This window comes from Streptomyces asoensis (genome assembly GCF_013085465.1).
GTDB classification, from domain to species: domain Bacteria; phylum Actinomycetota; class Actinomycetes; order Streptomycetales; family Streptomycetaceae; genus Streptomyces; species Streptomyces cacaoi_A.
Window position 1 is genome coordinate 8,314,447 of record NZ_CP049838.1, and the last position, 24,050, is coordinate 8,338,496.

Below are 24,050 nucleotides of genomic sequence, written 5' to 3' on the forward strand. Positions count from 1 at the left end.
CGAGACCGCTCAGGGGCCGGTGCGTCGCGCGGAGTCAGGCCGGATCCGGTACGGCGCCCACCAGGGCCAGGGCGGCCCGGGCGTACGCGGCCCGGCGCCCGCGGCCCACCATGAAACTCGGCGGTGCGAAGTAGCCGACGTCGCGGGGGAGCGAACCGGCGCGGCGCGCGAGGGCGTCCTTCGCGTCGGCGGTCGTCCCGCAGACGGCGATCCCGGTGAGCATCTCGTCGGTCACCGCCCGCGCCATGCCGGCGGTGTCCCCGGCCCGGAACGCCGCCCTCACCCGGGCGACCGGCTCCTCCCAGCCGTGATGGGCGACGAACGGGTCGTACGTCCTGACGGTGAGGTAGAAGGCGATCATCCGCCGGGCGTCGGCGACGGCGCGTTCGGGTGCGGCGTCGTCGACCGCCGTGATGATCCAGCCGTGTTCCAGCGGACGTGTGCCGGCCCGGCCCCCGTCGGCCCGGTCCCCGTCGGCCGCGCCGGCGGCGACCGAGGGGCGTACGACCTCGTTCCACCAGGAGCCGGTGAACAGCCCGTGCCCGACGACTCCGTCGGCGACCCGGCCCGCGGTGGCGGCCATACGGGTGTTGAACGCGGCGAGCAGCACGGGGATGTCCAGCCGGCCGAGCACCGGGGCGCGGACGTCGGCGTCGAGTGCGTAGAACTCGCCGGAGTAGCGGACCCGGTCGCCGTTCTCCGCGTGCAGCCAGGCCCGTACGGCACCGACGGTCTCGGCGATCCTGGCCACCGGACGTTCGGCGGGCACGCCCAGCCAGTCCCGGTTGATCCGGAACGCCGCGCTGCCCAGGCCGAGGAACAGCCGGCCCGGCGCCTGGGCGTGCAACTGGCGCAGGGCGGTGGCGTGCGCGTAGGGGGTGCGGGCGAACGCGTAGGCGATGGCGGGGCCCGCCAGGGCGTGTTCGGTGTTCGCCACGACATCGGCCACGGTGAGATAGGCGTCGTGGTCGGCGAACTCCCCGGCGCAGAAGGCGCCGACGCCCGCCTGCTCCGCCTCCCGTCCGACGTCCCGGCCGGGCCAGGGCATGCCGAACCGCATGAGAGCCTCCCGTTGGATGCCTGAAGCTGGATACCTCTAAAAAGTACACTTATTTAGGAGAGGCTAGGGGAGGGTCAGCGCAGTGTCCACCGCCCCCGGGGAACCGCGGAGCGGTCGACCCCGGCCTTCCCGGCCGGGTTTCCGATCTGGGTGTACGACAGGCCGGTGCGCAGTGCCTGGGTGCGGGTCGAGTCGAGGGACTCCCAGATCGCCCGCACGGTGCCCTGGATCGCGGCGGGCGGTTTGGCGGCGATGAGGCGCGCGATCTCGTCGGCCCGGTCCCACAGTTCCTCGCCCGGCAGCACCTCGCTGACCAGGCCGATCTGGAGGGCACGGGCGGCCGACACGCGCTCGTCCAGGCCGAGCAGGGCGATGCGCAGCGCCTCGCCGAGCGGGATGCGCCGGGCGAGGCCGATCGGTTCCAGGGCCGCGGTGAGTCCGTAGCTGACATGCGGGTCGAAGAACGTGGCGTCCTGTGAACAGATCATGATGTCGGCCTCGTTGAGCCAGTAGAAGGCGCCGCCGGCGGCCATCCCGTGCACGGCGCACACCAGGGGTTTCCACACCTGGTTCAGCTTCGGTGAGAGGTACTCCCCGGGATCGGTCTGCGACCAGACGTTGGCGTGGCGGTCGATCCCCTCCTTGACGTCCATGCCCGTGCAGAACGCCCGGTCACCGGCGCCGCGCAACACGACGACCCGTATGTCGTCGTCGGTCCTGACGGTGTGCCAGAGGGCGGCGAAGTCCTCCAGCATCTGCTGGTTGAAGCCGTTCATGACCTCGGGCCGGTTGAGGGTGACCGTGGCGACGTGGCCGGCCACCTCGAACAGGACGGTCTTGAGTTCCATCCGACAGCTCCGTTCTCGACGCGATCGAGGAAAGTAGTATACTTTTCTCTGGTTGCTCGATGCCACTGATCGGTACCACGAGAGCCGCGGAGGACACTGCGATGAGGCCACGCGTGGGGCAGATGCTCGCCAGTACGGTCGATCCGACGGCGGTGATCGTCGTGCGGTGCCCGGACGAGGAGCTGGAGATCACGTGCGGCGGCGCCGCCATGGTGGAGGGGACCGGGCCCGGATCCGCCGCCACCGCCACGGCCGACCCCGAACTGATGGGGGGTTCGCTGCTGGGCAAGCGGTACGCCGCCGAGGACCTCGGCGTCGAACTCCTCTGCACGAAGCCCGGACCGGGCACGCTCGCGGTGAACGGCGTCGCGCTGCCGGTGAAGAGCGCCAAGCCGCTCCCGGCCTCGGACTGAGGGCGGGGCGGCCCCATGAACATATCGATGCTGTCGGACATGGCCGCCGAGGGGTTCGGCGACCGGGTCGTCATCGGGCGCGCGGACGACGGGCTGACCGCCCGGCGGTTGCGCGAACTGGCCGTGGGCGGGGCGCACTTGGTGCGCGCGGCCGACGCCGACGCGATCGTGTACCTCGCGGCGAACGGTCCGGCCCTCCCGGTCGCCCTGTTCGCGGCGGCCCGCGCCGGAGTCCCCCTGGTGCCGGTCAACTACCGCTTGGGCGAAGCCCAGCTCGACGCCCTGCTGGCCAACCACCCCCGCGCGCTGGGCATCGCCGACCCGGAGCACGGCGAGGCGCTGCGACGCGCCGGGCTGCCGGCGCACAGCCCGGCCGAGTGGCTCGCCCGGGCCGCGCGGAACCCCGGCCGCCCCGCCGCCGCCGACGATCCGCCCCAGCCCGTATCACCCCAGCCCGTATCACCCCATTCCGCCTCGCCGCAGCCCGCCTCGCCTCAGTCCGCACCGCCCGCCGTCCTCATCTACACGAGCGGGACGACCTCCGCGCCCAAGGGGGTGCTGTTGCGCCACCACCACCTGGTGTCGTACGTGCTGGGCACGGTGGAGTTCGCCGGAGCCGACCCCGACGCGGCGGCACTGGTGAGCGTCCCGCCGTACCACATCGCCGCCGTGTCCAGTGTGCTGACGAACCTGTACGCGGGGCGCCGGACCCTGACCCTGGAGCAGTTCACGCCGGACGGCTGGCTCGGCCTGGTACGGGAGCAGCGGATCACCCACGCGATGGTGGTACCGACGATGCTCGCCCGCATCATGGACACCCGCGGTCTCGACCGGTCGGTGCCCTCGCTGCGCGCCCTCGCCTACGGCGGAGCCCGGATGCCGGTGCGGGTCGTCGAGACCGCGCTGCGCGTCTGGCCGCACGTGGACTTCGTCAACGCCTACGGGCTCACGGAGACCTCGTCCACGATCACGGTCCTGGGGCCGCGGGAGCACCGGACGGCCGTGGCGAGCGACGACCCGGTGGTGCGGGCCCGGCTGGGCTCGGCCGGGCTGCCGGTGCCGGGTGTCGAACTGGAGGTCCGCGACGCGTCCGGCGCGGTCGCGGCCCCCGGCGGGACCGGGCAGATCTGGGTGCGTGGCGAGCAGGTGTCGGGCGAGTACGCGGGGCAGGGCACCGCGGTCGACGAGCGGGGCTTCTTCCACACCCGTGACCAGGGCCGTGTCGACCGGGACGGCTATCTCCACATCGAGGGCAGGGCCGACGACACGATCATCCGCGGTGCGGAGAACATCGCGCCCGCCGAGATCGAGGACGTCCTGCTGGACCACCCGGACGTGCTCGACGCGGTCGTCGTCGGCGTCCCGGACGAGGAGTGGGGCCAGCGGATCGAGGCGGTGGTCGTCCTGCGCGACGGGGTGGCGACCGACGCGGACGCCCTGCGCGCACAGGTGCGCGGCATGCTGCGCGGCTCGAAGACGCCGGACCGCATCACCCGCTGGCCCGAACTGCCGCGCACCGCGACCGGCAAGCTCGTACGCCGCGACATCGTCGAGGCGCTGGCCGCCGACCGCCGAACACCGCCGGGCGGCCGTCGGCCGACAGGGACGAGACCATGACCGTCATCGCCAACAGTGCCGATGCGAGCGCGGAGTTGGCGCGGCGCACGGCTGTCGCGGTCCGTGACTGGGCGCCCGGGGCCACCGTGGAGTCGGTCGAGCCGCTCACCGGCGGCACGTCCAGCCTCACGTACGTGGCCACGCTTGCGGGTGTTCCTGCCGGATACGAACGCGTCGTCCTCAAAGTGGCCCCGCCCGGCCTCGAACCGGTCCGCAACCGGGACGTACTGCGCCAGGCGCGGCTGATGCAGCTGCTGGCGGGTGTGCCCGGGGTGCGGGTGCCGAAGGTGCTGTTCTCCGACCGGGGGAAGCCGACGGCTCGCCAGCCCTTCGTGGCCATGGAGCTCGTGCCCGGTCAGTGCGTGGAGCCGGTGCTCGTGCCCCGGGGAACCGTTCCCGCGACGCAGGTACGCGCCCGCGCCCTCGACGCGGCCCGGATGCTCGCGCACCTGCACCGGGTGGACCCCAAGCGGACCGCCCTGGCCGTGGAGCCCGTCGTCACCCCCGGCGCCGAGATCGACCGCTGGACCCGGGCGTTCACGACCGTGCCCGAGGATCTGCGCACCGGCTACGAGGCGGTCGGGGAGCGGCTGCGCGCCACGACGCCCGCCGCGATGATGCCGGTGTTCACCCACGGCGACTACCGGCTCGGCAACACCCTGTGCGACGCGGACGCGGTCAACGCCGTCATCGACTGGGAGATCTGGTCACTCGGCGATCCCCGGGTCGACATCACCTGGCTGACCTTCTTCACCGACGAGGCCCGCCACCCGGCGTCCCCCTCGCGGGAGCCGACCGGGATGCCGGGGAAGGCGGAGCTGATCGACGCCTACCAGGAGGCGCGGGGCGGGCCGCTGCCGGACCTGTCCTGGTTCGAGGCACTGACCAAGTACAAGGAGTCGGCCGCGACCGCCCTGTTGATCAAGCGCGGCCGGAAGGCGGGACAGCTGACCGACATGCACCGGCGCATGCAGCCGGCACTGCCGGTCCTTCTGGCCGAGGCGATGGAACTGCTCGGCCGAGCGGACTGAGCCGCCAGGGACGCCGCGCCCCACCCCCCCAGGGGCGCGAGAAACTGCGCGACCGGCCCCACCGGCCCGCGGCCGAAGAACCGGCCCGCAGCAAAACGAACCGCAGAGCCGTTGGAGCGATCAGTACAGCCCGCCGTCCACCCGGATCAGTGACCCCGTGGTGTAGCTGGAGGCGTCGCTCGCCAGGTACAGCGCCGTGCCGATGATCTCCTCCGGCCGACCGGGCCGGCCGATCGCGCTGCGCGTGCTCCGGCGCTTCTCCTCGGACCAGGCCTGGGAGATGTCGGTCAGGAAGGGCCCGGCCGAGAGGGTGTTGACGCGCACCTTCGGGCCGTACTCCAGAGCGAAGACGGTGGTCAGCGCGTTGAGCGCGGCCTTGGCGCCGGCGTAGGGGCCGAACCTCGGCTGGGGGAACAGCGCTCCCGAGGAGGAGACGTTGATGATCGAGCCGCCGTCGCCCTCGGACATCCGGCGCCCGATCAGCGAGGTGAGCCGGAAAGGGCCCTTGAAGTTGACCCCGATCACCTTGTCGAACAGTTCCTCGCCGGTCTCCTCCGAAGAGGGCGCCAGCGGTGACATACCGGCGTTGTTGACGAGGACGTCGACCTTCCCGAACTCCTCGTAGGCGGTGTCGGCCAGCCGGCCGAGGTCGTCCCAGTGGCCCACGTGCGCGGCGACCGGCAGCGCGCGCCGGCCGAGGTCGCGGACCTCCGCCGCGACCGTCTCGCAGGCGGGGAGTTTGCGGCTGGCGATCACCACGTCGGCGCCCGCGGCGGCGAACGCGCGCACCATCTCCCGCCCCAGGCCCCGGCTGCCGCCGGTGACGAGCGCGACCTTGCCGGACAGGTCGAACAGACGGGCCGTGTCGAGGGAGTCGGCGTCGAGGGAGTCGGCGTCGCTCATCCGTCCACCCGGCCGCTGAGACTGTCGTCGCCGATGATGTGCGCGTACCGCTTGCGGGCGGCCTCCCGCTTCGGCGGAAGGTGTTCGCTGGGGAACAGCCCCTCGGCCGGCCGGTGGCCCTTCAGCAGCTGCTTGGCGATGGTGGTGCGGTGCACCTCGGTCGGGCCGTCGGCGAGCGCGAGGTTCGGCACGGCCATCCACCACTTCGCGAGCGGGAGTTCGTCGGTGGTGCCGAGCGACCCGTGCAGATGCACCGCCCGCTGGACGATGTCGTGCAGCACCTTGGCCGTCTGGACCTTGCACATGGCGATCTGGGTGCGGGCGGCGCCGTGCGGCCGGTTGTCGATGATCCAGGCGGTGTGCAGGACGAGCAGCCGGAACTGGTGCAGCTCCACCCAGGAGTCCGCGATCAACTGCTGGACCGCCTGCTTCTCGGCGAGCAGGGTCCCCTGGGTGCGGCGGGACAGCGCCCGCTCGCACATCATGTCGAAGGCGCGCGCGCACTTGCCCACCGTGCGCATCGCGTGGTGCACACGGCCGCCGCCGAGGCGGGCCTGGGCGACCTTGAATCCCTCGCCGGGGCCGCCGAGCATGGCGTCGAGCGGGACACGGACCTGGTGGTAGCGGAGATAGGCGTGGATGCCCTCGTCGAGGGAGCCGCGCTCGTCCATCGTGCCGACGTTCCGCTTGATCTCGATGCCGGGTGTCTCGGCCGGCACGATGAACATCGACATCCGGGCGTGCGGCGGCGCGTCCGGGTCGGTGACGGCCATGACGATGAGGAAGGCCGCGTACCGGGCGTTGGAGGAGAACCACTTCTCCCCGTCGATCACCCACTCCTCGCCGTCCCGCCGGGCGTGGCAGACGAACTCCTTGGGGTCGGCGCCCGCCTGTGGTTCGGTCATCGAGAAGGTGGAGACGATCTCCCCGTCGAGCAGCGGCCGCAGATAGCGGGCCTTCTGCTCCTCGGTGCCGAACAGGGCGAGGATCTCGGCGTTGCCGGTGTCCGGGGCGGCGGTGCCGAACACCGTCGGGGCCCAGTAGGAGCGGCCGAGGATCTCGTTGAGGAGGGCGAGCCGCACCTGGCCGTAGCCGGGGCCGCCCAGTTCGGGGCCCAGGTGACAGGCCCACAGGCCCTGTTCCCGGACCCGCTGTTGTAGCGGCCTCAGGATCGCGCGGGCCTTCTCGTTGCGGGTGTCGTACGGGTCGCCGCCGTGCGGGAACAGAAGGTCCAGCGGCTCGACCTCCTCACGCACGAAGGCCGCCGCCCAGTCCAGCCGGGCCTGGAAGTCAGGGTCGATCGTGAAATCCAGCATGGCGAAAACAGTATACTTTTTGTCGCCCTCGGTCCATACTCTGGGGCAGACTTGGCGCATTGGGTATGCGCAATTGCGATGAGCCGCAGAGGAGTTGGTCCGATGCAGAGGCCGATGGAGGGCGTGCGGGTGCTCGAAGTCGCGCAGTTCACCTTCGTCCCGGCGGCGGGTGCCGTGCTCGCCGACTGGGGCGCCGACGTGATCAAGATCGAGCACGCCGAGCGCGGCGACGCCCAGCGCGGTCTTGTCCGGGTACTCGGTTACGAGGCCGCCAGCGAGGGGTCGTCGTTCTTCCCGATCATGGAGGGGCCCAACCGCGGGAAACGCAGCGTCGGCCTCGCTCTGGAGAAGCCGTCCGCGCGTCGCGTGCTGGAGGAACTGATCCGCACCAGCGACGTGTTCCTCACGAACTTCCTGCCCGAGGCACGGGCGAAGCTGCGGATCGACGTGGCGGACGTGCGGGCGATCAACCCCGACATCGTCTACGTCCGCGGCAGCGGCTTCGGTACCCGGGGGGACGAGGCCGGCAAGGGCGGCTACGACAGCACGGCCTTCTGGGCCCGCGGCGGAAGCGCCGCCGGTGTCACCCCGCCCGGCGCGGACCGGATGACCAGGATGCCCGCGGGCGCCTACGGCGACTCGATGGGCGGTATGACGCTGGCCGGAGGCATCGCCGCCGCCCTCTACTCCCGGGCCACGACCGGTGAACCGTCCGTCGTGGACGTGTCGTTGGTCGGAGTCGGCGCCTGGGCGACCCAGTTCACGGTCAACCTCGCGCTGATGACCGGCGGCCCGCTTCCGGTGAACACCCCGCCCCGGCACGGCTCGGCCACCAACCCGCTGATCGGGGCCTATCGCACCGCGGACGGCCGCTGGATCGAACTGTCGATGCTTCAGCCCGGCCGGTACTGGGCGGAGTTCTGCAAGCTGGCCGGACGCGAGGAACTGAGCGGCGACGAACGCTTCGACAGCACCGAGAAGTTGATGGCCAACGCGGCCGAGGCCGCCGGGATCGTCGCCGACATCGTCGCGGCCCGCCCCTTCGCGGAGTGGGCCGGGATCCTCTCCCGCGGGGAGGGCCAGTGGGCGGCCGTGCAGAACGCCTGGGAGGTCGGCCAGGATCCCGCGCTGCGCGCCAACGGTCTGATCGCGCCCGTGGTGGACGCCGACGGGGTCGACCGTGAACTGGTCGCGAGCCCGGTCCAGTTCGACGAGACGCCGGCCGGCCTCACCCGGGCACCCCAGTTCGCGGAGCACACCGACGAGGTCCTGCGCTCGCTCGGCCTCACGGAGGACGAGCTGATCGCGCTCAAGATCGACGGTGCGGCGACATGACGGACGGACCGGACGCACGACGAGAGGAGCCGTGATGCGTACGACGCCCGAACCCGACGGAACCCACGACGGCCTGCCCGCCTACCACTTCGACAACCGGCTCGGCGGCCCGGTCCTCAGCCACCAGGAGCGCTGGGACGAACTGGCCGGCACCCACTCCGGGTTCCGCAGCACCGTCGCCCGCGGCTACTGGGTCGTCACGGACGGCCCGGAGGTGCAGAGGGCACTCCAGGACTGGCGGACCTTCTCCAACAGGTCGGTCACCGCGCTCGAGGCGGACCCGAAGTTCCTGTGGATCCCCGAGATGCTGGACCCGCCCCTGCACAACGTGTGGCGACGGCTGCTCGGCCGCTACTTCTCGCCGGCCACCGTCGCCGCCCGGGAACCGGAGATCCGCCAGGTCGCGGCGGAGCTGATCGACGCCCTGAAGGGCCGCGACGGCGCCGACGTGCTCGACGAGTTCGCGCGCCGCTTCCCGACCCTGATCTTCATGCGCATGATGGGCCTGCCGGAGGAGGATCTGCCCGTCTTCCTCGCCTGGACCCACGAGCTGCTGCACCTGTCCCACGCCGAGGACCCGGACGGCGCCCGGCAGCTGACCGCCATGCGGGAGGTGTCCGCGTACTTCGAGCAGCAGATCGCCCTGCGCCGCGCGGCGCCGCGCGACGACCTGCTCTCGCACGCCATGACCTGGACGATCGACGGCGAGCCGATCGGCGACCGGGACATGCACGCCTTCTGCGTCCTGATGTTCCAGGCGGGCTTCGACACGGTCCCGATCTCGATCGGCTGGGCGCTGTACCACTTCGCCACGCATCCGGAGCAGCGGGCGGAGATCCTCGCCGACCCGTCGCTCGTCCCCACCGCGGTGGAGGAGATACTCCGCGTCTACTCGTTCGTCGTCCCGGCCCGCAAGGCGACGAAGGACGTCGAGATCGGCGGCTGTCCGGTCAGGGCGGGCGAGATGGTGATGCTCCCGCTGGCGGTCACCAACCGCGATCCGGAGCGCTACGACCACCCGCTGGAGGTGGACCTGCACCGCAGGGACACCCACCACATCGCGTTCGGCTCGGGCCCGCACCGCTGCCTGGGCTCGCACCTCGCCCGCCTCGAACTCAACGTGGCGGTCGAGGAATGGCACCGGCGCATCCCCGGCTACCGGATCGCACCCGGCCAGGAGCTCTGGCAGCACGGGAACATGTACGGCATCAAGTCGCTCCGGCTCCAGTGGTGAGGGGCCGGCCATGACTCCTCCCCTCCGAGCGACGGACCTGTACCACACCGGCATCGTCGTCCCGGACGTCGACGCCTGGAAGGACCGGATGGGCGAGGTCGCCGGACACCGGTGGACCGCGACCATGTCCGCGGAGCTGCCGGTCCGGCTGGCGGACGGCGACCGGGTGCTGAACCTCCGCTACGCGTACTCGCTGGACGCCCCGCACATCGAACTCGTCCAGGAGATCCCCGGGACACCGTGGACGGCGTCCGAGCACCTCGCGACGCACCACCTCGGCTACTTCTGCGACGACCTCACGACGGCGTCGCACCGGCTGGCGGAGTCGGGCTTCGCCCTGGAGGCCTGCGCGGTGATCGACGGGACACCCTCGGTCTTCGCCTACCACCTGGCCCCCTCCGGGCTCCGGATCGAGATCGTGGACCGCGCCCGGATCCCCGACTTCTCCGCCTACCTGCGGTCGAAGACGCCCCAGTGACAGCCCAGGACGGGAAGACGTGGCACCGACCTTCACCTCCACCTCCCACCCCACCTCCGACCCCACCTCCCTCCTCACCTTCACCGAGGAGCACGAAGAGCTCCGTTCGACCCTGCGCCGCTTCCTCGCGGACAAGGCGCCGAGCGAGGCGGTACGCCGGGCGATGGGGTCCGCGCAGGGCCACGATCCGGCGCTCTGGCGGCAGATGGCGGGCCAACTGGGCCTGCACGGACTGGCGTTGCCGCAGGAGTACGGCGGCTTCGGCGGTGGCCCCGTGGAGCTGGGGATCGTCCTCGAGGAACTCGGCCGGGTCCTGCTGCCCTCGCCGTACTTCGCCACCGTGGCCCTCGCCGGACAGGCCCTCGCCGTGTCAGGCGACGACTCGGCGAAGGCACGCTGGCTGCCCGCGATCGCCGACGGCTCGCTGACCGGCACGCTGGCGCTGGCCGAGGAGAGCGGATCGTGGAACGTCGCGGACGTGGCGGCCGAGGCCGTGCACGGCGACGACGCCTGGCGGGTCTTCGGCACGAAGATGTTCGTCGTCGACGGGCACAGCGCCGACCTGGTCCTGGTCGTGGCCCGCGCGGACCCGGGCCCCGCGCTGTTCGCCGTCGACGGTGCCGCGCCCGGAGTGACCCGCACCCGCCTGGAGACGCTCGACCCGACGCGACGCCTGGCGCGGATCGACCTCGACGGGGCCCCGGCGCTGCGGGTCGGCCCGCCGGGCGACGCCACCGGGTATCTGCGCAGAGTGCTCGACCTCGCGGCCGTGGCACTGGCCGCCGAGCAGGTCGGCGGGGCGCGGGCCTGTCTGGACGCGGCGGTGGAGTACGCCGGGACGCGGGTGCAGTTCGGCCGCCCCATCGGGTCGTTCCAGGCGGTCAAGCACAAGTGCGCCGACATGCTGCTCAAGGTCGAGGCCGCGCGGTCGGCGGCGTACCACGCGCTGTCCGTGGCCGCCGGGACACCGGGCGGGCCGCCGCTGCCGGCGACGGCCGGGCGACCGGACGGACTGTCCGTGTCCGCCGCGATCGCCGCCGCCTACTGCGCGGACGCCTTCACCCACGCGGCCAAGGAGAACATCCAGATCCACGGCGGCATCGGCTACACGTGGGAGCACGACGCACACCTCCACCTGAAGCGCGCGAAGTCGTCCGAGCAGCTCTTCGGCGGCCCCGCCATGCACCGCAGACGGCTGGCCGACCTGGTCGGCATCTCCGTGACCACGGCGACGGAAGGCTGATCACGTGGGAATTCGCGACCGCCTGACCCGGCTGCTGGCCGAGGCCGCCGCCGACGCCGAGGCGATCGAGTACGACGGCGGGTGGTGGACCTGGGGGCAGGTCCAGCGGACCGCGCGGGGTCTCGTCGAGGCACTCGACGCGATGGGCGCGCAGGCGGGCACCCGCGTCGGCGTCGTCCTGGAGAACCGGCCCGAGCACATCGCCGTGGTCGCCGCGGTGATCGCCTCCGGGCGGTGCCTGGTGATGCTGAGCCCGCTCCAGCCCGCCGTGCGGCTCGCGGCCGACATCGCCCGCTGCGGGCCGCCCGTGGTCGTCTCCGGCGCCGGACCGCTGGCCCGCGAGGGCGTCCTCGGAGCGGTGACCGCTCGGGGAACGGCCCTGGAGCTGGGCACGGACGGCACCCTGCGGGCCGTGGGCGGCACGGCACCCGCCGGGCCGCTCGCCGACCCCGGTGTCGCCGTGGAGATGCTCACCTCCGGCACCACCGGGCCGCCCAAACGCGTCCCGCTGCGCATCGGCCAGCTCGACCAGGCGCTGGTCTCCGGCGGGCAGACCCCGAAGCCCGAGCGGCTGCTGTCGCGGTCGGCGTCGCTCGTGGCCACCCCGCTCGTGCACATCGGCGGGCTGTGGCGGGCGCTCGCCTGTCTCGCGACCGGGCGCCGCATGCTGCTGATGCCCAGGTTCGCCGTCGAGCCCTGGGTGAGCGCCGTGGAACGACACGGGCTGAGGGCGGCGAGTCTGGTGCCGGCCGCCGTGCGGGCCGTACTGGACGCCGGGGTGCCCAAGGAGCGGCTGGCGAGCCTCCAGGTCGTCACCTCCGGCACGGCGCCCTGCCCGGCCGAACTCGCCGACGCGTTCCTCCGCACCTACGGCATCCCCGTCCTGATGACCTACGGAGCCACCGAGTTCGCCGGCGCGGTGGCCGGCTGGACGCTGCCGTTGCACGAACGGTGGTGGCGGCGGAAGGCGGGCAGCGCCGGGCGCGCCTTCGACGGGGTCGAGCTGCGGGTGACGGGCGAGGACGGAGCCGAACTTCCGGTCGGCGGGACGGGACGCCTGGAGGTCCGGACCGAGCAGAGCACCCGGGGCGGCCGGACGTGGGTGCGCACCAGCGATCTCGCCCGGATCGACGCGGACCGGTTCGTCTGGATCGAGGGACGCGCGGACGACGCCATCATCCGCGGCGGCTTCAAGGTGCAGCCCGAGACGGTCAGACGCGCGCTGGAGACGCACCCGGCGGTACGGGAAGCGGCGGTGGCGGGACTGCCGGACGCGAGGCTGGGCGAGGTGCCGGTCGCGGCCGTCGAGGTCGAGCCGGCCCGGCCCGCCCCGGACGCCGCCGAACTCGTCGCCCACTGCCGCGGCCGGCTCACCCCGTACGAGGTGCCGGCGCACATCGTCGTCCTCGACGCACTGCCCCGTACCCCGTCGAGCAAGGTGAGCCGCGTGGAGCTGCTGGATCTCGTCCGGGCCGGACTCACCAGGGAGGACCAGGAATGACGACCGCCGACGAACGCTTCGGCGTGCTGACCGACGAGGCGGTCGAGCGCTCCCGCCGCCGCCTCGGCGTTCCCCAGCCCCAGCGCAACCCCCCGCACCACTACGAGGTGACCCGGGACGGCGTACGCCACTTCGCGTACGGCTACGGCGACGACAACCCCCTCTACGGCGACCCGGAGTACGCGGCCACGACCCGCTGGGGCTCGCTCGTCGCACCGCCCACCTTCCTGTACACGATGGGGGAGGACGCCGCCCCGGCGCCGGACCCGGAGACCAGGGCGCTGCTGAAGGGCGACCCGTTCGCCGGACTCGGCTCCTACCAGGCGGTGATGGAGTTCGAGTGGTGGCGTCCCCTGCGACTCGGCGACCGGTGCCGGGTGTTGCAGACCCAGGTGGGCGTGCACCTCAAACCCAGCAGCTTCGGCGGGCGCACCGCACACGTGGTCCGCGACTACCTCTACGCCGACGGGCGAGGCGGGATGCACGCCCTGCGGCGGGGCACCTGGATCAACGCCGAGCGGCACACCTCGAAGTCGAGGGCCAAGGAGCGACTCGTCCAGGAGCCCTACACCCCGGCGCAACTCGCCGAGATCGACGCGGCGTACGCGGCCGAGAGCCGACGCGGCGCCCGTCCCCGCCACTGGGAGGACGTCGAGATCGGCGAGGAGCTCCAGCCGCGGGTGAAGGGGCCGCTGACCACCACCGACGTGGTCGTCTGGCATCTGGGCTGGGGCATGCAGCTCACCCCGCCCGGCGCGTTCGGGATCGCCGCCAGGGTCCGGCGCAAGGCGCCCGGCCTCTATCCGCCGAACCCGCTGAACGTCCCCGACACCGTGCAGCGCCTGCACTGGGAGCCGGAGCGGGCACGGGAGCTGGGCCTGCCGGGCCCCTACGACTACGGCGCCATGCGCGAGACCTGGCTGTGTCATCTGCTCACCGACTGGATGGGCGACGACGGCTGGCTGTGGCAACTGCGCTGCGAGCACCGGAAGTTCAACTACCTGGGCGACACCACCTGGGTGCGCGGCACGGTCGTCGACAAACGGCGGGTGGACGGGCGGGCCGAGGTGCACGTCGACGTGCGGTGCGAGAACCAGCGGGGCGAGATCACCACCCCCGGCACGGCCGTCGTCCTGCTGCCGACCCGCGACCGCGCCGTCCGACTCCCGGCGCCGCCCGCCGCCGACATGGACGGCATGGTCGCCCACGAACTGGCCCGATTCGCCGTCACCGGCGATCAACCGCACGATTCCAGGAGGTAGGCGTGTCCGACGAGGTACTGGTGGAGCGCCGAGGCGCGGTCCAGGTCATCACGATCAACCGCCCGGCGAAGAAGAACGCGTTGGACGCCGGAGTGGCCGCCGGAGTGGCGGCCGCGGTGGACGAGCTCGACGAGTCGGACGAGTTGCGGGTCGGCGTGCTCACCGGGGCGGGCGGCACGTTCTCGGCGGGGATGGACCTCAAGGCGTGGCTGCGGGGCGAGACGCCCGCGATCGAGGGCCGCGGCCTGTGCGGGATCAGCATGACGCCGCCGCGCAAGCCGCTGATCGCCGCGGTGGAGGGCTGGGCCCTGGCCGGCGGCTTCGAACTGCTGCTGGCCTGCGACCTGGTGGTCGCCGCCCGCACCGCCCGGCTCGGCGTACCGGAGGTGACCCGGTCGCTGGTCGCGCGGGCGGGCGCCGCTCTCCATCTGCCGCGCCGGATCCCGTACGCCATCGCCCTGGAACTGCTGCTCACGGGTGCCCCGATCGACGCCGAGCGAGCCGCCGCGCACGGCCTGGTCAACCGGCTCACCGACGAGGGCGGCGCGCTCGACGGCGCTCTCGAACTCGCCGCGGCCATCGCCGCGAACGGCCCGTTGGCGGTCGCGGCGACGAAGCGGATCGCACGCTCCACCGCCGACTGGACGCTGGACGAGGCCTGGGGCAGACAGTTCGACATCGCGGAGCCGGTGTTCCGGTCGCAGGACGCCCGCGAAGGGGCGGCGGCCTTCGCGGAGAAGCGGGCGCCGGTCTGGAAGGGACGCTGACCATGACGACAGGACCGCTCGCCGGCTGCCGGGTCGTCGAACTCGGCGGCATCGGACCGGGGCCGTTCGCCGGGATGCTCCTGGCCGACCTGGGCGCCGAGGTCGTGCGCGTGGACCGGCCCGAGCGGGCCGGCGAACCGGACGCGGGCGGACCGGCGGACGTGCTGGGCCGCGGGAAGCGGTCCGTCGTCCTCGACCTGAAGGACCCGGCCGCGACCGCCGCGCTGCTGCGACTCGTCGAGCGTGCGGACGTGTTGATCGAGGGGTTCCGTCCCGGCGTCACCGAACGCCTGGGCGTCGGACCGCACGACTGCCTGGCCCGCAACCCCCGGCTGGTCTACGGCCGGATGACCGGCTGGGGACAGGAAGGACCGCTCGCCGCGTCGGCCGGACACGACATCACCTACATCGCGCTGACGGGCGCGCTCGGCGCCATCGGGGAGGCGGGCGGCCCGCCGCGGATCCCGCTGAACCTCGTCGGCGACTTCGGGGGCGGTGGCTGCTACCTCGTGATCGGCGTCCTCGCCGCCCTGCACGCCGCCGACCGCACCGGCCGCGGCCAGGTCGTCGACGCGGCCGTCGTCGACGGCACCGCACACCTCCTCGCCAGCACGTTCGCCAAGCTCGGGCGCGGCGAGTGGAGCGACGAACGGGGCGTCAACCGGTTCGACGGCGGCTGGCCGTTCTACGCCGTGTACGGGACCAAGGACGGCCGCCACATCGCCGTCGGCGCGCTGGAGCGCCCGTTCTACCGAAGCCTGGTCGCACTGCTCGACCTGGAGGTGGACCCGGACCGGCAGCACGACCGGTCGACCTGGCCGCGGTTGCGCCGGCTGCTGACGCGACGCTTCGCGGAGCGCACCCGGGACGAGTGGGCGGAGCTGTTCGAGGGCACCGACGCCTGCGTGGCCCCCGTCCTGAGCCTCACCGAGGCGGCCGCCCACCCTCATCTCGCCGCGCGCGGAAGCCTCTTCGCCCGCGACGGCGTGGTCCAGCCCGCCGCCGCGCCCCGGTTCTCGGCGACCCCGTCGAGCGCGGGCCGCGCGGCACCGGCGGTCGGCGCCGACACCCAAGCCGTGTTCCGGGACTGGGGAGTCGACCCCGCCGTGCAGTTCTCCGACTGACCCGAAGGAGCTTCCATGCGAGACGCCGTCATCGTCGACGCCGTACGCACCCCCATCGGCAAGCGGGGCGGCTCGCTCGCCCCGGTGCACGCGGCGGACCTGTCGGCCCGGGTGCTGAACGCCCTCGTCGAGCGCACCGGGGTGGACCCCGGCACGGTGGACGACGTGGTCTGGGGCTGTGTGACCCAGATCGGCGACCAGTCCAGCAACGTCGGCCGGTCCGCGGTGCTCGCCGCCGGCTGGCCCGAACACGTCCCGGCCGTCACGGTCAACCGGGCCTGCGGCTCCAGCCAGCAGGCCGTCGACCAGGCCGCCCACGCCGTCATGGCCGGCCAGTACGACCTCGTGGTCGCGGGCGGTGTGGAGACGATGAGCCGGGTGCCGCTCGGCTCGCACCGCACCACGGGACAGCCGTACGGGCCCGGGGTCCTCGCCCGGTACGACGGGTTCGAGTTCCACCAGGGCATCGGCGCCGAACTGATCGCCGAACGCTGGGGGCTGACCCGCGCCCGGCTCGACGAGTTCGCCGCCGGGTCGCACGCGAAGGCCGCCGCGGCGATCGACGCGGGCGTCTTCGACGACCACATCGTGCCGGTCGAGACCGACGGCATCAAGTTCACCGTGGACGAGGGGCTGCGGCGGGGGACGTCGGTCGAGACGCTGGCGCGGCTCAAGCCGTCGTTCAAGGAGGACGGCGTGATCCACGCCGGGAACTCCTCCCAGATCTCCGACGGCGCGGCGGCCCTGCTCGTCACCACCCCGGAACGGGCCCGTGAACTCGGTCTCGCCCCGATCGCCCGCTACCACACCGGAGCGGTCAGCGGCGCGGACCCGATCACCATGCTGCTCGGCCCGATCCCCGCCACCGAGAAGGTGCTGCGCCGCTCCGGGCTGAGCCTCGCCGACATCGGCGTGTACGAGGTCAACGAGGCGTTCGCACCGGTGCCGTTGGCCTGGCTGGCCGAGACCGGCGCAGACCCCGGCCGGCTCAATCCGCTGGGCGGGGCGATCGCGGTCGGCCACCCGCTCGGCGGGTCCGGCGCCATCCTGATGACCCGGCTGCTGGCCCGGATGCGGCGCGAGAACCTCCGCTACGGGCTCCAGACCATGTGCGAGGGCGGCGGCACCGCGAACGCCACCATCATCGAGCTGCTGCGATGACCGAACGTCCGCTGCCCCAACCGACGCTCGCCAGCGCCGGGTTCTGGCGCTCCGGGGCCGACGGTGTGCTGCGTGTCGCCCACTGCGCGGACTGCGGGCGGTACTTCCATCCGCCGCTGCCGTTGTGCCCCTCCTGCCGCGGCCGCGCCGTGGCACTCGCCCCCGTCTCGGGCAGGGCGGTGGTCGTCGGGTTCAGCGTCAACCACCAGACCTGGCTGCCGAAGTTCCCGCCGCCGTACGTCGTCGCCGTGGTCGCCCTCGCCGAGGACGACCGGGCGCGCCTGACGACCAACGTCGTCGGCTGCGCGACGGACGAGGTGTACGTCGGCATGCCGGTCAGGGTGCGCTTCGAACAGCAAGAGGACGTGTACGTACCGCTGTTCGAGCCCGATCCGTCGGCCGACGGTCCGGGTCCGCTGCCCGAGCCACGCGACATCCGTGCCTCGGTGCGCCCCATGGCCTCTCCCCGGAAGTACGAGGACCGGGTGGCGCTGACCGGCGTGGGACAGTCACGTGTGGGCCGACGCCTGATGGTCGACCCCCTCTCCCTGACGGTCGACGCGTGCCTGGCCGCACTCGAGGACGCGGGCCTCGGCCCGGACGAGATCGACGGGCTCTCCACCTATCCCGGACCGAGCCCCGACGGCATGAGCGAAGGCGGCGTCACCGCCCTGACCGAGGCCTTGCAGCTGCGCCCCACCTGGGTCAACGGCGCCCGTGAAGTGCCGGGCCAGATCGGCTCGATCACCGCCGGCATGCTCGCGGTCGCCGCCGGGCTGTGCCGGCACGTGCTGTGCTTCCGCACGGTGTGGGAGTCCTCGCACGGCGCGCTGCTGCGGTCCGGGCAGTGGCAGGCCGGCGGCGGACGCGCCACGGGCATGTTCGAGTTCCGGGCGCCCTTCGGCGCCATGTCCGCCGCCCAGTGGATCGGCTGCAACGCCTCGCACTACATGCACCGGTACGGCGTCGGCCGCGAGGCCCTCGGCGCGATCGCCGTCACCGCGCGGGCGAACGCGGCCCGCAACCCCGAGGCCCTGCACCGCGACCCGATGACGCTCGACGACTACTACGGCGCCCGCGTTATCACGACCCCGTTCGGCCTCTACGACTGCGACGTCCCCTGCGACGGCGCGGTGGCCGTCGTCGTCTCGGCGATCGAGACGGCGTACGACCGTCCCCGGCCGCCCGTCCTGGTCGAGTCCGTCGGCACGGCCGTACTGGAACGGCTCAGCTGGGACCAGGACACCCTGACCCACCTGCCGCAGTCGCACGGCCCCTCCGCGCACCTGTGGAGCCGCACCGGCCTCACCCCCGCCGACGTCGACGTCGCCCTGCTCTACGACGGGTTCACCTTCAACGCCCTGTCCTGGATCGAGGGCCTCGGCTTCTGCGGACCGGGTGAGGCGACCGACTTCATCGCCGGGGGCCGGACCATCGCCCCCGACGGCGACCTCCCGCTCAACCCGCACGGCGGCCAGCTCTCGGCGGGCCGGCTGCACGGCTACGGCTTCGTCCACGAGGCCATGAGACAGCTGCGCGGCGACGCGCCCGGGCGACAGGTCGGGGGTGCCCGGGTGGCGGTGGTCACGGCGGGCGGGGGAGTGCCGTCGGGGGCGATGCTGCTGAGGAAGGCGGAGTAGGAAAGGCGGATCGGGTGGCGCGGACGGCTGCCTTCTCCGGGTCGTGCAGTTCCAGCAGGCCGGGCGGCGGCGCGAACGGGCACGCGCCGGATCGGGGGGAGGGGAACTCCGGCAGGTCCGCCGCGACGTCGCTTCCGGCCCCGTTCTCGGTCATGGTTCAACCCTGGCGACGGGACTCCCGCGGCAGCCCCAGCCCCCGTTCGGCGACCTGGGTCCGCAGCACCTCGTTCGCCCCGCCCGCGATCGTGTACGCGCGCGAGTACAGATGCGCGTCCTGCCACCAGCCGTCCGCCACCGTCTCCGGGTCGTCCTCGGTGAGCAGCCCGTCCGTGCCCTGGAGGCGCAGCCCGAAGTCGGCCAGGTCGTGATGGAGCTCGCTGAAGAAGATCTTGCCCAGCAGGGCGTCCTGCGGCCGTTCCGTGCCGTGCAGCATCCTCGACTGCGCCAGAGAGGTCATCGCGGCGTTCACCCGCACCCGCGCGGCGAGCTCCCCGAGCGACTGCCGGGTGGCCGAGTCGTCGAGCGCGGGCCGGCCGTCCACCGGTGTCTCCTCCGCGAGCCGCAGGAGGTCGTCCAGGACGGCGGACAGCTCGGCGCCGCGCGCGGCCACGCCGGAACGTTCACGGCCCAGGCTGCTCATCGCCACCCGCCAGCCGTCGTTCACCCGGCCGATCACCCGGGCGGCCGGGATCCGGACGCCGTCGAGGAAGACCTCGTTGAAGTCGGTGGTCCCGGTGATCTCGCGCAAGGGCCGCACGGTGACGCCGGGGCTGCGCATGTCCAGGGCGAAGGCCGTGATGCCCCGATGTCTCGGGGCGTCCGCGTCGGTGCGCGCGAGCAGGTAACCCATGTCCGCGTGCTGGCCGTTCGTCGTCCACACCTTCTGGCCGTCGACGACGAACACCGCCTCGTCGCCCTCGCCCTCGCGGCGGGCCCGGGTGCGCAGCGCCGCCAGGTCGCTGCCCGCCTCCGGCTCGCTGAACAGCTGGCACCACACGTCCTCGCAGGTGCGGATGCGGGGCAGGAAGCGCGCCCGCTGCGCGGCGGTGCCGAAGTCGAGCAGGGCCGCCGAGGCGAGCGAGGCCGCGCCCACGGGCGGCCAGGTGCGGGCGCGGGCGATCTCCTCGGCGACGACGGACGGTTCGAGGGGATGGGCGTCGGGCCGGCCGCCGTACTCGGCGGGCCAGTCGATGCCGAGAAGGCCCGCCTCGTACAGCTTCGCGGTCCACTCCCGGATCGCCGGCATCAGGGCCGGCTCGGGCGCGCGCACCCCGGAGTGCGCCTTGGTGCCGGGCGCGTGTTCCGCCACGAAGGCGCGCACTTTTCTCCGGAACGCCTCGAGTCCGGGTGTGGGTTCCAGTCGCATCGCCGCCGACTCCTTGGTCCTCATGCGGGTCCTCATACAGGTCCTCATGCAAGCGATCTCGAAATGAGGGTACTCTAACCGGGTCATCGAGGCGGTTGCCAGCGTCCGGCCGCGGAATCAGTAGCCCGATCTCGCTGCTGGGCGTCCGGCTCGCGCGTACTCCGCCCTGGTGGCCAATAGACTGGGGATCCGCAATGTCCCCTCAGAGGAGTTGGCCCATGGCGACTGCCGTCGACCGCGAGCCCGCCGACGGCGAGACCGGTCTCCCGGTCGGCAAGCTGGCCGCGCAGACCGCGCAGCGCATCGAGGCGACCGTGATCCGCCAGGGCTGGCCCGTCGGTGAGTCGCTGGGCTCCGAGGTGGACCTGCGGGAGCGGCTCGGGGTCAGCCGCGCGGTGCTGCGCGAGGCGGTACGGCTGGTCGAGCACCACCAGGTCGCCAGGATGCGGCGCGGGCCGGGCGGCGGTCTGATCGTCTGCGCGCCCGACGCGGGACCGGCGACCCGGGCCATGGTGATCTACCTGGAGTACGTCGGCACCAGCGTCACGGACCTGCTCCGGGCCCGTCAGCTCCTCGAACCGATCGCCGCCGGACTCGCCGCCGACCGCATCACCGAAGAGGGCATCGCCACGCTCCGGGCCACGCTCGACTCCGAACGCGGCCACTGGGACGACCCGTCGGTCCATTCGCAGGACCCGCTGCACCCGGTGCTCGGCAGGCTCTCGGGAAACCCGGTGCTGCACCTGTTCATCGACGTGCTCACCCGCCTGACCGCCCGGTACGCGCACACCTCCCGACGCATCTCCAAGGCGGAGATGCACGCGGCGAAGGAGACCTCGCACCGTGAGCACCGGGCCGTCGTCGACGCCGTCGTCGCCGACGACGGCGCCCGCGCGCAGACCGAACTCACCGCGCATCTGGAGTCGGTGGCCGCCTGGATCGAGAAGCACCGCGTCCGCCGCGGGCAGCGGATCTCGGGCAACGTGGTCGAGCCCGAGCTGGTCGAAGGGCCACGGGCCAAGCTCGCGGAAGTGGTGGCCGCCCGGATCCACGACGACATCGCCGCGCGGGGCTGGCAGATCGGCATGGTCCTCGGCTCGGAGGCGGATCTGCTGGCCCGCTACGAGATCAGCCGGGCCGTCCTGCGGGAGGCCGTACGGCTGCTGGAGTACCACCAGGTCGCCCGGATGCGCCGCGGCCCCGGCGGCGGACTCATCGTCACCGCGCCCGAGCCGCAGGCCAGCATCGACACGATGGCGCTTTTCCTCGAGTACCAGGGCGTCACGGCCGACGACCTGCGGATCGTCCGCAACGCCATCGAGCTCGGCATCGTCGCCCGGGTGACCGCCCGGCACGCCGAGGGTGACACGGAGGTCGCCGAGCGCCTCGCGAAGGCCGTCCGCCGGCCTACCGAGGGCCCGGCCGGCGATCTCCGCAAGGCCGATCTGTTCCACTCCGAACTGGCGGCCCTGGCCGACAATCCTGTGCTCTCGCTCTTCCTCGCCATCATCACCGAGCTGTTCCGCCGGCACGCCTCCGGCCATGACCGGCCGCTGCCTGGAGACACCGCGGCCGACGAGGTCCAGCATGTCCACCAGCGCATCCTCGACGCGATCGTCCAGGGCGACGCGGGGGTCGCCCGCCACCGGATGCGCCGTCACCTGGATGCTCTGATCCCCTGGTGGCACTGATTTAGTGACACTGATTCCAGGCGCCCCATGTCCTCGACTGGAGACATGGGGCGTACTGCTGTGCCGGGAGGGCTAATTACGTATACTGAATAGGGTCGACGGTCGAAGGAGATCCGATGCGCCGGACCCTGTTCGAGCAGGACCACGAGGACTTCCGTCTCCTGGTCCGTGACTACCTCGCCCGCGAAGTGCTCCCGGTGTACGAGGACTGGCGGCGCGCCGCACTCGTCCCCCGCGAGCTGTTCACCTCGATGGGCAAGCTCGGCATCCTCGGCACGGCCGTCCCCGAGGAGCACGGCGGGGGCGGCCGGGACGACTACCGCTTCAACGTCGTCATCCAGGAGGAGTGCGCCCGGGCCGGCGTCACCCTGGGCGGCCTGCGTACCCATCTCGACGTGGTCGTCCCGTACTTCACGGGCCTCGCCGACGCCGAGCAGCGGGCCCGCTGGTTCCCGGGGCTGGCCTCGGGCGAGCTGTACACCGCGATCGCGATGAGCGAACCGGGCACGGGCTCCGACCTCGCCGGCGTCACGACCCGGGCGGTGCGCGACGGCGACCACTACACACTCGACGGCGCCAAGACCTTCATCACCGGCGGCCACCACGCCGACCTGGTGATCGTCGTGGCCCGCACCGCCACCGACCCGGACGACCGGCGCGCCGGACTGTCCCTGCTCGTGGTGGAGAAGGGCATGCCCGGGTTCACGGTCGGGCGCCGGCTGGAGAAGATCGGCCTCGCGGTCCAGGACACCGTGGAGCTGTTCTTCGACGGCGTCCGGGTCCCCGCCGCGAACCTGCTGGGCGAGGAGGGCGCCGCCTTCACCCACCTCGGCCGCAACCTGGCCCAGGAACGGCTGGCCATCGCGGTCGGCGCCGTCGCCCAGACCCGCGCCGCGATCGACCTGACCCTCGGCTACGTCCGCGACCGGACGGTGTTCGGCAGGCCGGTCGCCCACTTCCAGAACACGAAGTTCGAACTCGCCGCCATGTCAGCCGAGTTGGAGGCGTCCCAAGCACTGCTCGACGCGGCGGTCACGGCGCTCCTCGCCGGTGAACTGAGCCCCGCCGACGCGGCCAGGACCAAGCTGTTCTGCACCGAGACACAGGGCCGTACGGTCGACCGCTGCCTCCAACTGCACGGCGGCTACGGCTACATCCTCGAGTCCCCGATCGCCCGGCTGTACGCCGACGCCCGGGTGACCCGTATCTACGGCGGCACCAGCGAGGTCCTGAAGACCATCATCAGCAAGTCCCTGGGCCTGTGAGGAGTTTGATGTGAACATCGACGGTTCATCGGCACTGGTCACCGGCGGCGCCTCCGGCCTCGGACTGGCCACCGCGCGCCGCGTCATCGACCGGGGCGGCCGTGTCGTCCTGGCCGACATCTCCGAGGAGCAGGGCGTGAAGGCGGTCGCCGACCTCGGCGACGCGGCCCGCTTCGTCCGCGCGGACGTCACCGACGAGGACTCGGTCACCGCCGCCCTCGACGCGGCGCGCGAGCTCGGCCCGCTGCGCTTCGTCGTGCACTGCGCCGGACGCGGCGGCGACCGCGCCAGGATCATCGACCGCGACCGCACCCCGGGCGAACTCGCCACGTTCGCCGAGGTCGTACGGGTCAACCTGATCGGCAGCTACAACGTGCTGCGCCTGGCCGCCGCCCGGCTCTCCGGCAACGACGTCGTCGACGGCGACCGCGGAGCCGTCGTCCTGACCGCCTCCGTCGCCGCCTTCGACGGCCAGATCGGCCAGACCTCCTACACCGCCGCCAAGGCGGGCGTGCACGGCATGACCCTGGTCGCCGCCCGTGACCTGGCGAGCTGGCAGATCCGGGTGAACACCATCGCGCCGGGGATCATGGACACCCCCATGCTCGGCCGGCTGCGCGCCGACATCCGTGACGGACTCGCCGCGACCGTGCCGCACCCCGGGCGTCTCGGCGACCCCGACGACTTCGCCCGCCTTGCCGTGGAGCTGCTGGAGAACCCCTACCTCAACGGCCAGACGGTGCGGCTCGACGGCGCCCTCCGCATGGCTCCGCGCTGAACGGGCGGGGGACTCCG

21 protein-coding genes are annotated in these 24,050 nt (G+C 72.7%); 16 read left to right on the forward strand and 5 right to left on the reverse strand.

What is annotated here, in order from left to right; all coding sequences use genetic code 11:
- Positions 1–34: 34 nt before the first annotated feature.
- Both G9272_RS37095 and G9272_RS37100 read right to left on the reverse strand, forming a co-directional pair.
- Entirely contained in the window at positions 35–1,060 is a 1,026-nt protein-coding gene (locus tag G9272_RS37095; protein WP_171400589.1) for an LLM class flavin-dependent oxidoreductase, read from the reverse strand.
- A gap of 74 nt (positions 1,061–1,134) precedes the next feature.
- On the reverse strand, positions 1,135–1,908 hold the full coding sequence (locus tag G9272_RS37100; RefSeq protein WP_171400590.1) for an enoyl-CoA hydratase/isomerase family protein: 774 nt from the start codon (positions 1,906–1,908) through the stop codon (positions 1,135–1,137).
- Positions 1,909–2,009: 101 nt separating this feature from the next.
- Between G9272_RS37100 and G9272_RS37105 the strand changes: the two genes are divergently transcribed.
- Genes G9272_RS37105 through G9272_RS37115 form a run of 3 tightly spaced genes read left to right on the forward strand, consistent with a single transcriptional unit; the run spans position 2,010 to position 4,969 of the window.
- A complete protein-coding gene (locus G9272_RS37105; protein ID WP_171400591.1) occupies positions 2,010–2,321 on the forward strand; it encodes a hypothetical protein in 312 nt (103 codons plus the stop codon).
- Positions 2,322–2,336: 15 nt separating this feature from the next.
- Positions 2,337–3,938: a class I adenylate-forming enzyme family protein gene (locus G9272_RS37110; RefSeq protein WP_171400592.1), complete on the forward strand. Its 1,602-nt coding sequence runs from the start codon at positions 2,337–2,339 to the stop codon at positions 3,936–3,938.
- Positions 3,935–4,969, forward strand: a complete 1,035-nt coding sequence (locus tag G9272_RS37115; RefSeq protein WP_171400593.1) for a phosphotransferase family protein — start codon at positions 3,935–3,937, stop codon at positions 4,967–4,969. The genes G9272_RS37110 and G9272_RS37115 overlap by 4 nt, the downstream gene beginning before the upstream one ends.
- 120 nt (positions 4,970–5,089) lie before the next feature.
- On the opposite strand, the gene G9272_RS37120 is transcribed toward G9272_RS37115, so the two are convergent.
- Both G9272_RS37120 and G9272_RS37125 read right to left on the reverse strand, forming a co-directional pair.
- A complete protein-coding gene (locus G9272_RS37120; RefSeq protein WP_171400594.1) occupies positions 5,090–5,872 on the reverse strand; it encodes an SDR family NAD(P)-dependent oxidoreductase in 783 nt (260 codons plus the stop codon).
- The gene (locus G9272_RS37125; protein ID WP_171400595.1) at positions 5,869–7,188 is read right to left on the reverse strand and encodes an acyl-CoA dehydrogenase family protein; all 1,320 of its coding nucleotides are present in this window, start codon (positions 7,186–7,188) and stop codon (positions 5,869–5,871) included. Before G9272_RS37125 ends, G9272_RS37120 begins: the two co-directional genes overlap by 4 nt.
- Before the next feature lie 102 nt (positions 7,189–7,290).
- On the opposite strand from G9272_RS37125, the gene G9272_RS37130 reads away from it, so the two are divergent.
- From G9272_RS37130 to G9272_RS37175, 10 genes are read left to right on the forward strand one after another with little or no spacing between them, the layout of a single operon-like run.
- The gene (locus G9272_RS37130) at positions 7,291–8,523 is read left to right on the forward strand and encodes a CaiB/BaiF CoA transferase family protein (RefSeq protein ID WP_171400596.1); all 1,233 of its coding nucleotides are present in this window, start codon (positions 7,291–7,293) and stop codon (positions 8,521–8,523) included.
- 34 nt (positions 8,524–8,557) lie between these two features.
- Positions 8,558–9,757 (forward strand): cytochrome P450, encoded by a 1,200-nt coding sequence (locus G9272_RS37135; protein ID WP_171400597.1) that lies wholly within the window; start codon positions 8,558–8,560, stop codon positions 9,755–9,757.
- 10 nt (positions 9,758–9,767) lie between these two features.
- Positions 9,768–10,235, forward strand: coding sequence for a VOC family protein (locus tag G9272_RS37140; protein ID WP_171400598.1), 468 nt, complete (start codon positions 9,768–9,770; stop codon positions 10,233–10,235).
- Positions 10,236–10,254: 19 nt separating this feature from the next.
- Positions 10,255–11,478, forward strand: a complete 1,224-nt coding sequence (locus G9272_RS37145; protein WP_171400599.1) for an acyl-CoA dehydrogenase family protein — start codon at positions 10,255–10,257, stop codon at positions 11,476–11,478.
- Positions 11,479–11,482: 4 nt separating this feature from the next.
- Positions 11,483–12,979, forward strand: coding sequence for a class I adenylate-forming enzyme family protein (locus tag G9272_RS37150; RefSeq protein WP_171400600.1), 1,497 nt, complete (start codon positions 11,483–11,485; stop codon positions 12,977–12,979).
- A complete protein-coding gene (locus G9272_RS37155; RefSeq protein ID WP_171400601.1) occupies positions 12,976–14,241 on the forward strand; it encodes an FAS1-like dehydratase domain-containing protein in 1,266 nt (421 codons plus the stop codon). The genes G9272_RS37150 and G9272_RS37155 overlap by 4 nt, the downstream gene beginning before the upstream one ends.
- A gap of 2 nt (positions 14,242–14,243) precedes the next feature.
- The gene (locus tag G9272_RS37160) at positions 14,244–15,008 is read left to right on the forward strand and encodes a crotonase/enoyl-CoA hydratase family protein (RefSeq protein WP_171400602.1); all 765 of its coding nucleotides are present in this window, start codon (positions 14,244–14,246) and stop codon (positions 15,006–15,008) included.
- Between the two features lie 2 nt (positions 15,009–15,010).
- On the forward strand, positions 15,011–16,132 hold the full coding sequence (locus G9272_RS37165) for a CaiB/BaiF CoA transferase family protein (RefSeq protein ID WP_171400603.1): 1,122 nt from the start codon (positions 15,011–15,013) through the stop codon (positions 16,130–16,132).
- A 15-nt stretch (positions 16,133–16,147) separates the two neighbouring features.
- Positions 16,148–17,293: a thiolase family protein gene (locus tag G9272_RS37170; RefSeq protein ID WP_171400604.1), complete on the forward strand. Its 1,146-nt coding sequence runs from the start codon at positions 16,148–16,150 to the stop codon at positions 17,291–17,293.
- Complete coding sequence (locus G9272_RS37175; protein ID WP_171400605.1) at positions 17,290–18,933, forward strand: thiolase C-terminal domain-containing protein; 1,644 nt, start codon at positions 17,290–17,292, stop codon at positions 18,931–18,933. The genes G9272_RS37170 and G9272_RS37175 overlap by 4 nt, the downstream gene beginning before the upstream one ends.
- Positions 18,934–19,090: 157 nt before the next feature.
- Here the strand turns inward: G9272_RS37175 and G9272_RS37180 are convergent, their stop codons facing one another.
- A complete protein-coding gene (locus G9272_RS37180) occupies positions 19,091–20,299 on the reverse strand; it encodes an acyl-CoA dehydrogenase family protein (protein ID WP_171402342.1) in 1,209 nt (402 codons plus the stop codon).
- 218 nt (positions 20,300–20,517) lie between these two features.
- On the opposite strand from G9272_RS37180, the gene G9272_RS37185 reads away from it, so the two are divergent.
- From G9272_RS37185 to G9272_RS37195, 3 genes are all read left to right on the forward strand, one after another.
- The gene (locus tag G9272_RS37185; protein ID WP_171400606.1) at positions 20,518–21,990 is read left to right on the forward strand and encodes a FadR/GntR family transcriptional regulator; all 1,473 of its coding nucleotides are present in this window, start codon (positions 20,518–20,520) and stop codon (positions 21,988–21,990) included.
- Between the two features lie 116 nt (positions 21,991–22,106).
- Positions 22,107–23,255: an acyl-CoA dehydrogenase family protein gene (locus tag G9272_RS37190; protein WP_171400607.1), complete on the forward strand. Its 1,149-nt coding sequence runs from the start codon at positions 22,107–22,109 to the stop codon at positions 23,253–23,255.
- A gap of 10 nt (positions 23,256–23,265) precedes the next feature.
- Positions 23,266–24,033 (forward strand): SDR family NAD(P)-dependent oxidoreductase, encoded by a 768-nt coding sequence (locus tag G9272_RS37195; RefSeq protein ID WP_171400608.1) that lies wholly within the window; start codon positions 23,266–23,268, stop codon positions 24,031–24,033.
- Positions 24,034–24,050 lie beyond the last annotated feature (17 nt).